The sequence below is a fragment of the Sulfurospirillum barnesii SES-3 genome (assembly GCF_000265295.1).
Lineage (GTDB): Bacteria > Campylobacterota > Campylobacteria > Campylobacterales > Sulfurospirillaceae > Sulfurospirillum > Sulfurospirillum barnesii.
Genome location: NC_018002.1, coordinates 2,374,570 through 2,389,773 on the forward strand (window position 1 = coordinate 2,374,570; position 15,204 = coordinate 2,389,773).

Consider the following 15,204-nt stretch of genomic DNA (forward strand, 5'->3'; position numbering starts at 1 on the left):
TTGTTTAGATTTAATAAATTTTAATGATTAAAAAATATACAAATATAGTGTTTAATCAATACTCCTAATATGTTAGCATTTCTTCATCAAACGAAGAAAGTGTCTCTAAATGTCTAACGACTATAAATTTATTTACGGAAACCAAACCTACCACTTTAAAGATTTAAAAGATTTGATGGCAAAAGCCACACCCAAACGCTCTGGCGATATGCTAGCAGGCGTTGGAGCGACCTCTGAGGAGGAGCGGGTCATTGCGCAAATGCGTCTGAGTGAAGTGCCATTGAAGAGCTTTTTAGAAAGTGCGCTTATTCCCTATGAGAGCGATGAAATTACCCGACTCATTTTCGATGAACACGACGCTCAAGCCTTTGCGCCCATTGCCCATTTAAGCGTGGGGGAGTTTCGAAACTTTCTTTTAAGCGATGCCACAACCCCAGAAGTTCTCAAAGCCCTTAGCGCTGGACTCACCCCTGAAATGGTCGCAGCAGTGAGTAAAATTATGCGCAATCAAGAGCTCATTATGGTCGCTAAAAAATGCGAAGTCATCACTGCGTTTCGTAATACCATTGGACTTCGAGGCAGGCTCTCCACCAGACTTCAACCTAACCACCCTACCGATGACATGATGGGCATTACCGCAAGCCTTTTGGATGGGCTACTGTATGGTAACGGCGATGCGGTGATTGGCATCAATCCTGCGACGGACAATGTCACACAAGCCATTAAGCTTTTAAAATTGCTGGATGAAGTCATTAGCAAATACGAAATCCCAACCCAATCGTGCATTTTAACCCATGTGACAAACACCATTGAAGCCATTGAAAAAGGAGCACCCGTGGATTTAGTCTTTCAATCCATTGGGGGAACACAAGCGACCAATGAGAGTTTTGGCTTTAACATCGCCACGCTAAAAGAGGCGCAAGAAGCCGCTCTCTCCCTAGGTAGAGGCAGTGTGGGCAACAATGTGATGTATTTTGAGACAGGACAAGGAAGCTCCCTCTCCGCCAATGCCAATTTTGGCGTTGACCAACAAACCTGTGAAGCCAGAGCCTACGCACTGGCACGAAAATTTAACCCATTGCTCGTCAACACGGTTGTGGGATTTATTGGACCTGAGTATTTGTACGATGGCAAAGAGATTACGAGGGCAGGATTGGAAGACCACTTTTGTGGAAAACTCTTAGGAATTCCCATGGGCTGTGACATTTGCTACACCAACCACGCCGAAGCCGACCAAAACGATATGGACAATCTTCTCACGCTCTTAGGGGTTGCTGGGATTAATTTTATTATGGGGATTCCAGGCTCTGATGATATTATGCTCAACTACCAAACCACCTCGTTTCACGATGCCCTCTATGCAAGACGGGTTTTAGGGCTTAAACCCTCTCCTGAATTTGAAGCATGGCTTCTTAAAATGGAAATTTTTAAAACAATGGAGGGCTTTTTACTCAACCAAAGTGTTCCAGCCCTCTTTGCAAAACCCCTCTCACATCTCTTAGGAAAACCGCTATGAGTCACACCGTTATTCACAACCCATGGTCAGCGCTCAGAGCTTATACTGATGCACGCATTGGTCTTGGAAGAAGTGGGATTAGCATTCCAACGCATGAACTTTTAAACTTTCAACTCTCCCACGCAAAGGCTCGTGATGCGGTGCATTTGCCTTTACATGTAAACACACTTTTTGAAAAATTTTCTCACCTGTGTTTAGATATTTCGCTTCTTTCAGCGCAAAGCCAAAAAGGACTTTTACAAGAGGGCGTTACCCCCGTTTTGTTGCATTCACAAGCCCAAAATCGCAACACCTACCTACAACGACCCGACTTTGGACGAAGACTCAATACGGCCTCAAAAGAGAAGCTTGAAAACTTAGACAAAGAAGAGAGCTACGATGTTGGCATTGTCGTTGTTGATGGACTCTCTTCGCTTGCTATTCATGAAAATGCATTGCCATTCATTGAAACCCTTACCAAAGAGCTTGCTAAAGATACACAAGCATGGAAGCTTGCTCCGTTTTGCATTGTAGAACAAGGCAGGGTTGCCATTGGTGATGAAGTGGGAGAGCTTTTACATGTAAAGAGTGTTGTCGTCCTCATTGGTGAGCGTCCAGGGCTCAGTTCACCCGATAGCTTGGGCTTATACATGACCTATGCGCCCAAAGGAGGGTTGAATGATTCGCATCGTAATTGTATCTCTAATATTCGAAAAGAAGGACTGAGTTATGAAGAAGCGGCAAAAAAAGCGCTTTACTTATTGAAAGAATCACGAAAATTGCATCTTTCAGGCGTTGCGATTAAAGAGCGAGCAGAAGAAGAAACACAAGAACAACTCAAAGAAACAAATTTTCTACTAAACTAAAAGGATTTAACAATGCAAACAGGCGTAAATGTGGCACTCAATGAAGAGTATCTAGCCAAAAGACAGCTTAAAAAAGGAACAGCTGGTTGGTTGCTTTTAGCAGGACTTGGCATTTCCTATGTCATTTCAGGAGATTTTGCGGGATGGAATTTTGGTATCGCACAAGCAGGATGGGGTGGATTTCTCATTGCTTCCATTTTGATGGGTACTATGTATATGTTATTGGTGCTCTCTCTAGCAGAGATGTCCGCAGCCATTCCCGCAGCAGGTGGTGGATACAGTTTTGCAAGGCAAGTGATGGGACCAACGGGTGGCTATTTAACAGGGCTTGCCATTTTAATCGAATACGCTCTAGCCCCAGCAGCCATTGTCATCTTCATTGGTGCAGCAACGGAGCAGCTTTTGGGCATTGATGGACCTCTTGTTTATGCTGCATTTTATGCGGTATTTATTGGTATCCATGTTTTAGGAGCAGGTGAAGCGCTTAAAACCATGATGGTCATTAGCGCGTTGGCAGTCTTTGCCATTATTGCAACTGCTATTGCGCTCATAGGTGATTTTAATGTTGCTAATTTATTTGACATTGCACCATCAGCGGATGTTGTAGGGGCAACACACTTTTTACCACTAGGCTGGCATGGTGTTTGGGCAGCACTTCCCTTTGCAATGTGGTTATTTTTAGCCGTTGAGGGTGTGCCTTTGGCAGCAGAAGAGGCAAAAAATCCTGCCAAAGATGTTCCACGTGGCATCATCGGTGCGATGGTTTTTTTACTTCTTACCGCCGCATTGGTACTTTTTTTACTCGCAGGTGCAAGTGGTGCACAGATGATGGGAGAGAGTAAAGTCCCTTTAGTGGATGCATTAAATGCCGTTGGAAATGCAAAACTGGCTACCATGGTCAATGTTTTAGCCCTTGCAGGACTGATTGCCTCATTTTTCTCCATTATTTACGGTTACAGTAGACTGGTTTTTGCACTTTCAAGAGCAGGGTATTTGCCTCAATTTTTATCGCTGACCAGTGAGCGAAAAACGCCTATTTGGGCACTGATTATTCCTGGTATCTTAGGTTTTTTTGCTTCCTTAACAGGAGAAGGTGATTTGATGCTTGCGATGGCTGTTGTTGGTGCAACGATTTCGTATGCGTTAATGTCACTGAGTCATATTCTTCTACGCATCAAACAGCCGCATATGAAACGACCGTATAAAACCCCTGGTGGAATTGCAACATCAGGCATTGCTTTGATATTATCGCTTATTGCACTCACAGGTGTGTATGCCTTTGATCCACGAGCGTTTAATTATACATTAATCCTCTACGTCATAGGAGCACTTTACTTCTTTATGTACAGTAAACATCATTTGGTTGCTAAAACAGCGGAAGAAGAGTTTGCGATGATTGCAAAAGCAGAGCAAGAATTAGAGCACGAACTATAGAAAATGGGGGTGCGCAAAGAAGATTTCTTTGCGCACATTTACTTTACTTAACTATTTTGTGTATTAAAAACTCTATCACCTGCATCGCCAAGACCAGGGACAATATAGCCATTTTCATTCAAACCCTCATCAATGCACGCTGTGTACACAGGGACATCAGGATGAACCTCATAAAAACGTTTTAGGCCCTCAGGTGCTGAAACAAGCGCTAAAAAACGAATATCCTCTACCCCTTTTTGTTTCAAAAAGTTTACCGCATCAATCGCTGTTCCACCTGTGGCAAACATAGGATCAATAATAATCGCTGTACGCTCTTTATGATCGGCTGGAAGCTTTGCATAATAAAACTCTGCTTCAAGTGTTGCTTCATTGCGCTGAAAGCCTAAAAATCCAACACTTGCATCGGGAATAAGTTTAAAAACGCTATCTAGCATACCAAGTGCTGCTCGCAAAATGGGGCAAATCATAATTTTTGCATCCAATTTTTGAGCCTCAGCTACCGCCACAGGCGTTTTAACAGACACTTTTCGCAAGGGCAAATCTCGTGTCGCTTCAAATAACATCAAATACGAAATTTCATCGACCAACAAGCGAAAGTGAAATGGCTCTGTCTTTTCATCTCTTAAAATAGAAAGCTTGTGTTCAATCAATGGATGCTTAATAACATGAACATTGTGCATTTATTTAAGCTCAGCATCAATGATTTCTTGAAGATCGCGTTTGTACAATCCAATATCAAAATCTTCCACACGTGCAACACCATCATTAATCGCAGCTTCCGCAACAGCTGCACTTACCCAAACCAATACACGTCTATCAAACGGTTTTGGGATGATGTAGTTATAACCAAATTTCAAATCTTCACCATTATACGCTACTTTAACATATTCAGGTACTTCTTCTTTAGCCAACTTTGCCAACGCAACCGCTGCTGCCATTTTCATATTTTCCGTTACTTTAGTTGCTTTCACATCCAAAGCACCTCTAAAGATAAAAGGGAAACCCAAGACATTATTGACCTGATTTGGATAGTCGCTTCTGCCTGTCCCCATCATAACATCGTCTCTTACCGCATGGACTTCTTCAGGTAAAATCTCTGGTGTTGGGTTAGCAAGTGCGAAAATAATGGGGTAAGGATTCATAGATTTAACCATATCCTGAGTCACAACGCCAGGAGCAGAGAGACCTAAGAACATATCCGCACCACGCATTGCATCTTCTAGGGTTCTATCACTGGTTTCAAGCGCAAATTCTGCTTTGTATTTGTTCAAATCGGTTCTTCCAGAGTGAATCACTCCTTTTGTGTCAATCATCACAATGTTTTTTGCACCTAAGAGTTTATACATTTTTGCACATGCAATACCAGCTGCCCCTGCACCAGAGACTACAATTTTCATATCTTCAATTTTTTTACCGCTGATTTCAAGCGCATTAATTAAACCAGCACTGGTAATCATCGCTGTTCCATGTTGGTCATCATGCATGACTGGAATGTTGACACTTGCTTGAAGTTTTTCTTCAATATCAAAACATTTTGGCGCTTTAATATCTTCAAGGTTAATACCACCAAAGGTTGGAGAGAGTGCTTTACAAATCTCGACAATTTTATCGGCGTCATGTTCGTCTAATTCAATATCAAACGCATCAACATTTGCAAATTTTTTGAACAGAACAGATTTCCCTTCCATAACAGGCTTACCCGCAACTGCACCAATATCTCCAAGCCCTAAAACAGCCGTACCATCGGTAATAACCGCAACAAGATTCCCTTTATTGGTGTATTGGTATGCCAATTCATTGTCTTTTTCAATTTCTAAACATGGATGCGCAACGCCAGGGGTATATGCCATAGAAAGATCTCTTGCGCTATCACAACGTGACTTCACACTAATCTCAATTTTTCCACCAATGTGGTACGCTAAAGATTCCTCTTTTGTTACTTTTCCTTTACTCACACCGCTCTCCTTTTAAAAGATATTAATTTTTGAATTCGCTCTAATACATTTTCATAACCAATAATTTCTAAAACATCAAAAATGGAAGGACTTACTGAACTTCCAACCATTGCAATACGAATGCCTTGTGCTAAATCTTTAAGTTTTAAGCCTTTTTTTTCTAAAAATACTTTGGTAAATGTTTCAAATTCACCCGCAGTATGCATCGTTTTTTCACCTTTTAAAGCTTCAAAATAATGCTCTAAAACTATGACAGCATCATCGTTTAAAAACTTTTCAACGGCTTTTTCATCGTAACACGTTGGTGTTTCTAAAATCTCTTTTGCCAAACGTGCAAACTCCACTAAGGTTTTTGCTCTCTCTTTTAGTGCATCAATTAGTAACACTTTTTTTACATGTAAGGACAAATCAACACCAAAAAAGCGTAACTCTTCCACCAAACGCTCATAGCTTGCTTGTTTAATATAGTGCGCATTGAGCCATAACAGTTTTTCTTGATTGTAGGCAGAAGCCGATTTATTAATAGTATTAGGGTTAAACAATGCCTCCATCTCATCTCGTGAGAAAATCTCTTGATCACCATGACTCCAACCCAAACGAATTAAAAAATTGAGCAATGCCTCAGGAAGATAGCCCTCACGTTTATAATCCATAACATCCACAGCACCATCTCGCTTAGAAAGCTTTTTGCCCTCTGGATTTAAAATCATTGGGACATGGTAAAATTTTGGAATTTCAAAACCTAAAGCTTCGTACAAAATAATCTGTTTGGGGGTATTAGAAACATGGTCATCCCCTCGAATTACTTCATTAACACCCATCAGGGCATCATCAATCACCACAACAAAATTATACGTTGGCGTGCCATCACTACGTGCAATAATAAAATCATCAAGAATATCAGTGGCATTAAAACAGATTTCACCTTTAACACCATCCACAAAAGAGACCACACCACTCATAGGTGCTTTAATACGAATCACAGGCTCAACACCCTTTGGAGGTGTCCCTGTAAAATCACGGTATCTTCCATCGTAATGAGGGCGTTCTTTACGAGCACTTTGTTCTTCTCTAAGCGCATCAAGTTCTTCTTTGCTCATATAACATTTATAGGCTTTTCCCTCGTCCAACAGCTTCTGGACATAGCCTTTATAAAGCTCAAAACGCTTAGATTGATAAACAACCTCACCCTCATGTGCTAAACCAAGCCATTTAAACGCTTCTAAAATAGCATCAACCGCTTCTTTAGAGTTACGTGCCAAATCTGTATCTTCAATGCGAAACAAAAATTTTCCATTGTTTTTTTTCGCCCAAAGATAGCTGTAAAGTGCTGTTCTAAGCCCTCCAATATGCAAATATCCTGTGGGACTTGGGGCAAAACGTGTCACAACCATACCATCAAACCTTTTCATTTATGTATAAATTATGTATCATTTTGTTACGTAATAACGAAATTTTTTACAAGAAGCGGGAGGAAAAAACATTTTTTTAATTTATTTTGTTCAAAAAAATGTTATTATTTGTAGCTTCTTATATTTTAATACATAGTGATTATATAGAGAGTTTTCTTAAAACAAAGGATTATGAATGAAGATCAAATTGAAGGTGTTAACTTTTGTAACTTTAGGCGCTACGCTTCTTCTCTCTCCTGCAAGTGCTGGAACCGTTGATGGCATTTCTTTAATTATTAACAAAGAACCCATTACACTTTATGATGTTTTTAAATATTCACAACGCTTTAACCTCTCAAAAAAAGAGGCTTTAGATATTCTTGTTCAACAAAAACTCGAAGAAGCTGAAATTAAAAAGTTAAACATTAGTATTGACGCTTATGAGGTTGAACAATATTTAGAAAATTTAGCCAACAGCAATTCCATGAGTAAAAATGATTTTATTGCCATGATTCAATCTAAAAATATTGATATTGTTGAGTACAAAGATGAATTAAAAAATAAACTTAAACGTGACAAGTTGTACCGAAAAATCATCAGCACAAAATTACAACAGATGAGTGATGGTGAGCTTAAAGCCTATTATAATGAAAACCTTCATGAATTTTCGCAAGCCAGTGGTTTTGATGTAACCATCTATACCAGTACAAATCAAGAGAGTCTGCTAGCCATTAAACAAAATCCTATGGGTGTTTCTAAAGATGTTGAACTTAAAGAGGGAAGTTTTCAAGCAGGAAAAATTGATGCAAACCTTGCAACACTCCTCAATAAAACCGCTACCAATACATTTTCTACGATTGTTAAATCAGAACCAAATTATGTCATGTTTTACGTGAAAAATAAACACAATGCTCAAACTGTCTCGTTCGATGATGCAAAAAACTATATTCACTCAAAATTGTCTGAAGGAAAAGAGCAAAAAGCGATTCAAGAGTATTTTGAAAAACTCAAATCTTCTGCAAATATTAAAGTGGTACGTTTACCATAAGTAGTTTTAAAAGGGTCGCTCTTTTAGCGACCCTTTTGTATTAATAACGAGAAAGATAGTTTGTATCGAATTTATTGTCAATAAAGTCTTCGTTGTCCATCATCCCTAAGTGAAAATCACGAACCGTTTTAATTCCTTCAATTTGCAACTCACTGAGTGCTTGTTTCATCTTTTTAATAGCACGGGTTCTATCTTCACCCCACACAATGAGTTTTCCAATCATGGAGTCATAATGAGGTGGCACAGAATAGCCTTGATACGCATGTGAATCCATACGGACATTGCGACCACCAGGAATAATATACTTGGTAATCTTACCAGGACTTGGGATAAATTTAACAGGATCTTCCGCTGTAATACGACACTCAATCGCATGACCTTTGAAAGTGAGTGCACTTTGATCAAACAGTTTTTCACCCTCAGCTACACGAATCATCCACTCAATGATGTCAATACCACTCACCATTTCACTGACACAGTGCTCGACTTGAAGACGTGTATTCATCTCCATAAAGTAGAAGTTTTTATCTGCATCTAAAAGAAACTCAAAGGTGCCCGCATTTTCATAGCCAATGTACTTCGTTGCTTTCACAGCGACTTCATGAAGTCGTGCTCTGGTTTTATCATCCAACGCAATTGCAGGAGATTCTTCAATCAGTTTTTGATGACGTCTTTGCATCGAACAATCACGCTCCCCAATATGAACCACATTGCCAAAAGAATCGCCAATCACTTGCACTTCAATATGACGAGGATTTTTGATGTATTTTTCCATATACAGCGTGCCATCGCCAAACGCACTTAAAGCTTCGCTTTCAGCCGCAAGAAACGATTTTTCCAAATCTTCCATTTTTTCAACCACACGCATACCACGACCGCCACCACCTGCACTTGCTTTTACAATGACAGGAAGTCCGATTTGCTCCGCAAGTTCTTTAGCTTGTGCAACATCTTTCAGGGCGCCATCACTGCCTAAGATAACAGGTACACCTGCTTTTTTCATGACCTCTTTGGCTTTGGATTTGTCGCTCATTAACACCATAGAATCTACAGAAGGTCCAATAAATTTAATGTTATGGTGTTGACAAATCTCCACAAAGGTTTGATTCTCACTTAAAAAACCATACCCTGGGAAAATGGCATCACACCCGCTAATTTCTGCTGCGCTGATAATTGAGGGAATACTGAGATAACTCTCACTCGATTTTGCCCCACCAATGCAAATACTGGCATCAGCATGTTGAAGATAAAGCGCATCTTTGTCCGCTGTTGAATAAACCGCAATGGCTTGCTTCCCCATCTCTTTGATGGTTCTTATTGCACGAAGCGCGATTTCACCACGATTGGCAACAAGAATTTTCTCAATCTTCATTAAACTTTCTCCACCATGAAAATTGGCATGTCAAACTCAACGGGTTGTCCATCTGCAACTAAAATATCTAAAATTTTGCAGTCAAACTCTGCTTCAATTTCATTCATAATTTTCATCGCTTCAATAATACCAATTGGCTGACCTTTACGGATCACATCGCCGACTTTTGCAAACGCAGCAGCCCCTGGAGCTGGAGATTTATAAAATGTTCCCACCATGGGAGATTTGATGCTTAATCCAGCAGATGCCGCATTAACACTGGCTTCTCCACTGCTAAGAGGTACAGAGCTTGCTACAGGTGCTGAAGTTGCCACAGCAGGTGCCATCGGCGCAGATACCATCGGTGTACCGTGTACCACAGTAGGCTCAAAACCTTTTTGTAACTCAATACTAAAATCACCCTCTTTGATTTTTAGTTTTGTGATGTCACTTTTATCAAAAAAACGCATTAACTCTCTGATTTCATTTTTATCCATTGAATTCTCCTAATAATTTGCCATCTTTTGGCATAACATAAAGTGTGTTATAATACCATACTAAAGATATACACTCACTTAATAATATAAAGGTAGTTTTATGGGTTTGAAAGCAGACAGTTGGATACGTGAAAAATCGCTTAAAGAGCGTATGATAGAGCCTTTTTGCGAAGAGCAAGTGGGCAAAGATGTGGTCAGTTACGGTGTGAGCAGTTATGGGTATGACATCCGCGTGGGACGTGAATTTAAAATCTTCACCAATGTTAATTCTACTGTGGTTGACCCCAAAGAATTTGACGATAAAAATGTGATTGATTTTACAGGAGATATTTGTATAGTTCCACCAAATTCGTTTGCGTTGGCACGCACGGTTGAGTACTTTAGAATCCCAAAAAATGTCCTTGCGATTTGTCTAGGGAAGAGTACCTATGCACGTTGTGGCATCATTGTAAATGTAACCCCATTTGAGCCAGAATTTGAAGGTCACATCACCATTGAAATTTCCAATACCACCCCGTTGCCTGCTAAAATTTATGCCAATGAAGGCATCGCACAAGTGCTCTTTTTAGAGGGTGATAGCGAATGTGAGACCACGTATAAAGACAAAAAAGGGAAATACCAAGGTCAAACAGGTATTACCTTGCCACGCATCTTAAAATAATTTTTCATGCCTTTACATGTAACGATTTTAACCGCTCAAAATGCCTTAGCTTTTGATGGCTTTTATGCCATCTACGCCAAGGCATTTCCTCCTAGCGAACAAAAGAGTAAAGAGACACTTTTCTCCATGCTTGAGGCTCCTTTTTACACCATTTATTTAGCGTATAATGACGAAGAAATTGTTGGCTTTTGTATTATCTTTCATCCTCAAAATACTGATTTTTTTCTTCTTGAATACATTGCCATTACTCCACACATTCAAGCCAAAGGCTTAGGCTCTTTTTTGCTAAAAAAAAGCATTGAATTGCTCTTTGATAAAGAGGGAATTCGCCCCATTCTCATTGAAATAGACTCACCCGAACATGCCTCTTTCGAGCAGGAAATCCGTGAAAAAAGAGAGCGGTTCTACCGTAAAATGGGTGCTTTAAAAATCAAGCCTTTTGATTATATGTTACCGCTTCACAGTGATGAAACACCACCTCCTATGAAACTTTTACTGCTGCATTACCCACACACAACACTTGAAAAAGCGACCCTCAAACGATGGCTTGAAACCTTATATAATGGCGCATACAACTGTTCCAAAGATGACCCTCGCATTGCACAGATGCTTGCTCATACACCCTCTTATTTTAAGTTTGACTAAAAAAAACACAATACCCTAAATTATTTTTTATTTCTCACCCAACGTATTTTGTATGCAATCCCTTGAGTATGGGCATCTACCCTAGCCTGCATAAAATCCATCGTATAAAACAATGAAGGCATCTCTTTAGTCTCTTCATTACTCAAATACGTTGTTCTACTCCAATACGTAGACTCCCCTTCATCAGAGTCTATATCAGGGAAAACCGTACTATCAATAGGATAATCTTTACACGCTACATCCACTAAACTTGCAAGTTCATCAATACTCGGTAAACGCCATTTTTTATTAGTTTGTTCTATTTTCCTAGCTTCTTTTAATGTTAAAAGCTCTATCTCACCAACACATCCAACACCATTTTTCCAAGACATCCCATGCGTACATCGACTCCAAATTAGCCCTGTTTTTTTATCATATACTTCCGCATTATTTTGCACTAAAGAGAAACTTTTAGTGCATTTTGCAGACATGGTTTGAACAAAAAAAATTAAAAAAAAGAGGCAAACCATACTTTTCATAATTACTTCTCAACCCTCAACAACAACCCATTTAAATAAAACGAAGCACTTGCGTTAATCAAGCACGGGTGGTCACTGTCTTGTTGCATCTGCTCTAAAAGTACGTACTGTACTTTGACATCGTGGGAGACTTCCATCGCAATATCTAACAACTCTTTGCGCCCCACATGGTGTGAACACGAGAAAAAGCCAATCAACCCGCCATCTTTCACTGCTTTGGTGGACTCCATCAAAAGGTGTTTAAAGCCTCGTTTAGCACCTACGGCTTGCTCTTTGGTTTTGGCAAAGGATGGCGGGTCGATGATGACCATATCGAAGCTATTTTTGTATTTTTGCTCTTTTAAAAAGGTGAAAACATCGTTTACATGTAAAGATTCACTCACAAGTTCATTGTGTTCTAAATTGGCTTTGGTTTGCTCAATGGCCGAGTCGGAGGCATCAACGAACACGCACTCTTTAGCTCCTGCATGCAACGCATAAATGCCAAAGCCCCCTGCGTTGCAACACAAGTCTAAAACCTTATCATTTTCTTTAATGTACTGTGCACATATGCTTCTGTTTTTGCGCTGGTCAAGGTAAAAGCCTGTCTTTTGCGCATCTTCAATGTCCACTAAAAAACGTAAACCGTTTTCCTTGAGTTCAAACTGCACACAAGGCTCTCCAAACAGTGTGCCGTTTTTATCTTCAAGCCCTTCAATTTCACGAGAGTGTAGGTCTGATTTTTCAACCATCCACGTGGGATTTAAAAACTGTTTGAGCGTGCTGATGATGAGCTCACGGTACACTTCCATGCCTGCGGTGTTGATTTGAATGGCAAGATTTTCACCGTATTTATCGACAATGAGTCCAGGTAAAAAATCGGCTTCGGAGTGAATAAGCCGTACAGAATTGCTCACGTTTAAAAGCGCTTCACGTTTTTTAATGGCATTTTTAATGCGGTTATGAAAAAACTTTTTACCAATCTCCTCTTTTCCAAAACTAAGAACCCGTGCAAAAATGGCACATTTGGGATTGACATAGGCGGTTCCTAAAAAACCATCTTTTTTAGAAAAGAGTGCGACCACTTCACCACTTTGAAACTCTTCTTTGTTAGAGTCGATTTCGTTGGCATAAACCCATGGGGTAAAACGTCTAAGTTTTGGAACAACGGAGTGTTTGATATAGACTTTATTCATTAAAATTTCCTAATATTTTTTGAAGCTCTTCACAAAAAGAGGGATGGGTAAGCACATCGCCGTGTGTCGTATTTGAAAAGCTTACATGTAAAGGAGTATCGGGCATAGCCTCTAAGAGTTTTTCAAGATGGTAGCGTGGAATGGTCGCATCGTTTTGCACCTCCATCACCGCAACCTTAGCATTCACAAACGGAAGATAACGCACACTCTCAAATTTATGTTTTACTAAATAATCAATGGGAAAAATGGGGTATTTTTTCTGTGCCATAGAGACAATGGAGTCATACGGGGTTAAAAGCACCAAACCATCATTCACCCTTTTGGATGCCAAAAAACTTGCCACCCCACTGCCCAAACTTCGCCCCATAATCACCACTTTTCTACCCCGTGCGTAGGTGTCATAAATTTTCAGTGCATCGCTAAAAAATGCTTCCTCACTGGGTTTTCCACCACTTTTGCCATAACCTCTATAATTAAACGCAATCACATCATAGCCTTGCAAGGCTTTTACATGTAAGACAAAATGGGTAGCATCGTCTGCATTACCACCAAAGTAAAGGAGCAATCCTGCATTGCTCTGTTCATCTTTACGTAAAATCCCTTCTAAAACAACATTTTCATTTACATGTAACGCTAATGGCTCTAGATTTTCGCCTTGTGGGGCGGGTTTTTCTTCAATGAGATGTGCTGCAAAAATCTGTTTCTCTTGGGTAAAATAAAGATACCCCATCGCTCCCACATAGAGCACCACCACACCCATTAAAACCTTAATCATACCCCCTCCTTCTTCAAAAACACGGTAAAATCCCCCTCCATATACCCCTCGTACATTTGCACTTCGTAAGCAAAATCGCTCACATACGCTTCAATTTCTTCGGGTAAAAAGTAGTTAAAATGCCCCTCACGCTCTTCACCCCTTAAGAGATTAAAAATAAATCCCTGATTGCACGCCTCAAAACAACGGCGAATGAAGGTAAAAGTCTCCTCACGGCTTAAAATATTCATCGATCCGCTGGCAACGTAAAAATCCGCCAACGCAAGGCTATCGTTTAAAATATCACACTTAACACAGTGCTGTTTGGTACGTTTTTGTGCGACAAAAAGTGCTTCTAAAAGCACATCATACCCTGTATATGCCCTAGGAACGGTGCCTTTTTGTTGTAAAAAAAGGTAAAAATCACCAAAACCACACCCCGCATCAATCACACTGCTGTGCTGTAAATAGGGCATTAAAAGCTCATAAATCACTTCAAAACGGATATGCTGTGAGCCCTTAGAGTTCCAATTCAACCCACGGGCAGTACACCCGTAGCGTTTTATAGCATTTTGGTAAAAGCGTTGGTTGTTAATACGAGACATCAGAAGAAGGTGAAAAAGGAGGCACGTTTAATTTAAAAGTGCCAAAATACTTTGTTGCATCAAATTGTTCTGATGCACTTGGGCAAGCGTTGAGCTGGTCAGTTTTATCTCATCACTGTTCAGTTGGGCGATTTTTTCTTCCATTGGTTTTTCTGCAATCTGCGCATTAGCGCTGCTTAAATTGGTAATCGTAGTCAGCGAATTGGTAATCTCACTCATAGCACGATTGATACTACCACCTGCGGTTTGGCTTAAACTGCTCAAATTTTCTCTAAAATTGGCAATGCCTTCTTGATCATCCACCGAAAGTTCTGAGAGTCCTGAAACTTCAAGTCCATAAGCACTGGAGAGCATATTTTGCCCATTGTACGTGGTCTGCTCTGTGATGTCTTGCATCGCCCCTTGGATGGCACTAAACTCTTTTTGCACCATCGCTCTTTGATCATCATTGAGGGAAGCGCTGTTGTAGCGTACGGAGAGTTCATTCAGCCTATCACTGTTGGCTTGAAGCGCTTGGAGTGAGCTATCGGCAATTTGGTACATGCTCACCGTTTCATTGGCATTTTGGACACTTTGGGTGAGCGAAGAGATTTGAGAAGAGAGGGCATCGGAGATAACAAGATTGGCACTATCAACCCCGCTAAGCTCTTTCATTGCACCAATTTTTTCTAATGTATTTGAGGTATTCTCTTTGTTTTGTGAAATAAGATTGAGAATTTGGGTATTGGAACTGCTTGAAATTTTCATCACATGCCCCTTACTTAAAGATGTCTTTATTATACTACTCCTATCATACTCTTGTCAAATAG

Annotated in this window: 16 protein-coding genes; 6 read left to right on the top strand and 10 right to left on the bottom strand. The window is 40.2% G+C overall.

The window, feature by feature from the left end; genetic code table 11:
* Window positions 1–109: 109 nt before the first annotated feature.
* Genes SULBA_RS11975 through eat form a run of 3 tightly spaced genes read left to right on the top strand, consistent with a single transcriptional unit; the run spans window position 110 to window position 3,795 of the window.
* On the top strand, window positions 110–1,516 hold the full coding sequence (locus SULBA_RS11975; protein ID WP_014770556.1) for an ethanolamine ammonia-lyase subunit EutB: 1,407 nt from the start codon (window positions 110–112) through the stop codon (window positions 1,514–1,516).
* A complete protein-coding gene (gene eutC, locus SULBA_RS11980) occupies window positions 1,513–2,361 on the top strand; it encodes an ethanolamine ammonia-lyase subunit EutC (RefSeq protein WP_014770557.1) in 849 nt (282 codons plus the stop codon). Before SULBA_RS11975 ends, eutC begins: the two co-directional genes overlap by 4 nt.
* A 12-nt stretch (window positions 2,362–2,373) precedes the next feature.
* On the top strand, window positions 2,374–3,795 hold the full coding sequence (gene eat / locus SULBA_RS11985) for an ethanolamine permease (protein ID WP_014770558.1): 1,422 nt from the start codon (window positions 2,374–2,376) through the stop codon (window positions 3,793–3,795).
* 47 nt (window positions 3,796–3,842) lie between these two features.
* Here the strand turns inward: eat and upp are convergent, their stop codons facing one another.
* Genes upp through gltX form a run of 3 tightly spaced genes read right to left on the bottom strand, consistent with a single transcriptional unit; the run spans window position 3,843 to window position 7,144 of the window.
* Window positions 3,843–4,475: a uracil phosphoribosyltransferase gene (gene upp, locus SULBA_RS11990; RefSeq protein WP_014770559.1), complete on the bottom strand. Its 633-nt coding sequence runs from the start codon at window positions 4,473–4,475 to the stop codon at window positions 3,843–3,845.
* Window positions 4,476–5,750 carry a malic enzyme-like NAD(P)-binding protein gene (locus SULBA_RS11995; protein ID WP_014770560.1) on the bottom strand — a complete coding sequence of 425 codons (1,275 nt, stop codon included), beginning with the start codon at window positions 5,748–5,750 and terminating at the stop codon, window positions 4,476–4,478. It abuts the gene before it with no gap.
* Window positions 5,747–7,144, bottom strand: a complete 1,398-nt coding sequence (gene gltX / locus SULBA_RS12000; RefSeq protein ID WP_014770561.1) for a glutamate--tRNA ligase — start codon at window positions 7,142–7,144, stop codon at window positions 5,747–5,749. The genes SULBA_RS11995 and gltX overlap by 4 nt, the downstream gene beginning before the upstream one ends.
* Window positions 7,145–7,337: 193 nt before the next feature.
* Here gltX and SULBA_RS12005 point away from each other — a divergent pair, with 193 nt between their 5' ends.
* Window positions 7,338–8,189, top strand: a complete 852-nt coding sequence (locus SULBA_RS12005; protein ID WP_014770562.1) for a peptidylprolyl isomerase — start codon at window positions 7,338–7,340, stop codon at window positions 8,187–8,189.
* Window positions 8,190–8,229: 40 nt separating this feature from the next.
* Here the strand turns inward: SULBA_RS12005 and SULBA_RS12010 are convergent, their stop codons facing one another.
* Both SULBA_RS12010 and accB read right to left on the bottom strand, forming a co-directional pair.
* A complete protein-coding gene (locus SULBA_RS12010) occupies window positions 8,230–9,561 on the bottom strand; it encodes an acetyl-CoA carboxylase biotin carboxylase subunit (RefSeq protein WP_014770563.1) in 1,332 nt (443 codons plus the stop codon).
* Entirely contained in the window at window positions 9,561–10,037 is a 477-nt protein-coding gene (accB, locus tag SULBA_RS12015; protein ID WP_014770564.1) for an acetyl-CoA carboxylase biotin carboxyl carrier protein, read from the bottom strand. The genes SULBA_RS12010 and accB overlap by 1 nt, the downstream gene beginning before the upstream one ends.
* Before the next feature lie 100 nt (window positions 10,038–10,137).
* Between accB and dcd the strand changes: the two genes are divergently transcribed.
* Window positions 10,138–10,698 carry a dCTP deaminase gene (gene dcd, locus SULBA_RS12020; protein WP_014770565.1) on the top strand — a complete coding sequence of 187 codons (561 nt, stop codon included), beginning with the start codon at window positions 10,138–10,140 and terminating at the stop codon, window positions 10,696–10,698.
* 6 nt (window positions 10,699–10,704) lie between these two features.
* Window positions 10,705–11,343 (top strand): GNAT family N-acetyltransferase, encoded by a 639-nt coding sequence (locus SULBA_RS12025; RefSeq protein ID WP_014770566.1) that lies wholly within the window; start codon window positions 10,705–10,707, stop codon window positions 11,341–11,343.
* Between the two features lie 20 nt (window positions 11,344–11,363).
* Here SULBA_RS12025 and SULBA_RS12030 read toward each other — a convergent pair whose 3' ends face one another.
* The 5 genes from SULBA_RS12030 to SULBA_RS12050 are packed head-to-tail and all read right to left on the bottom strand — an operon-like array spanning window position 11,364 to window position 15,142.
* Window positions 11,364–11,861, bottom strand: coding sequence for an Lcl C-terminal domain-containing protein (locus SULBA_RS12030; protein WP_014770567.1), 498 nt, complete (start codon window positions 11,859–11,861; stop codon window positions 11,364–11,366).
* A gap of 2 nt (window positions 11,862–11,863) precedes the next feature.
* Window positions 11,864–13,036: a class I SAM-dependent rRNA methyltransferase gene (locus tag SULBA_RS12035; RefSeq protein ID WP_014770568.1), complete on the bottom strand. Its 1,173-nt coding sequence runs from the start codon at window positions 13,034–13,036 to the stop codon at window positions 11,864–11,866.
* A complete protein-coding gene (locus tag SULBA_RS12040; protein ID WP_014770569.1) occupies window positions 13,029–13,811 on the bottom strand; it encodes an alpha/beta hydrolase in 783 nt (260 codons plus the stop codon). The genes SULBA_RS12035 and SULBA_RS12040 overlap by 8 nt, the downstream gene beginning before the upstream one ends.
* Entirely contained in the window at window positions 13,808–14,395 is a 588-nt protein-coding gene (locus SULBA_RS12045) for a class I SAM-dependent methyltransferase (protein ID WP_014770570.1), read from the bottom strand. Before SULBA_RS12045 ends, SULBA_RS12040 begins: the two co-directional genes overlap by 4 nt.
* Before the next feature lie 27 nt (window positions 14,396–14,422).
* Window positions 14,423–15,142 carry a flagellin gene (locus tag SULBA_RS12050; protein ID WP_014770571.1) on the bottom strand — a complete coding sequence of 240 codons (720 nt, stop codon included), beginning with the start codon at window positions 15,140–15,142 and terminating at the stop codon, window positions 14,423–14,425.
* Between the last annotated feature and the right edge of the window lie 62 nt (window positions 15,143–15,204).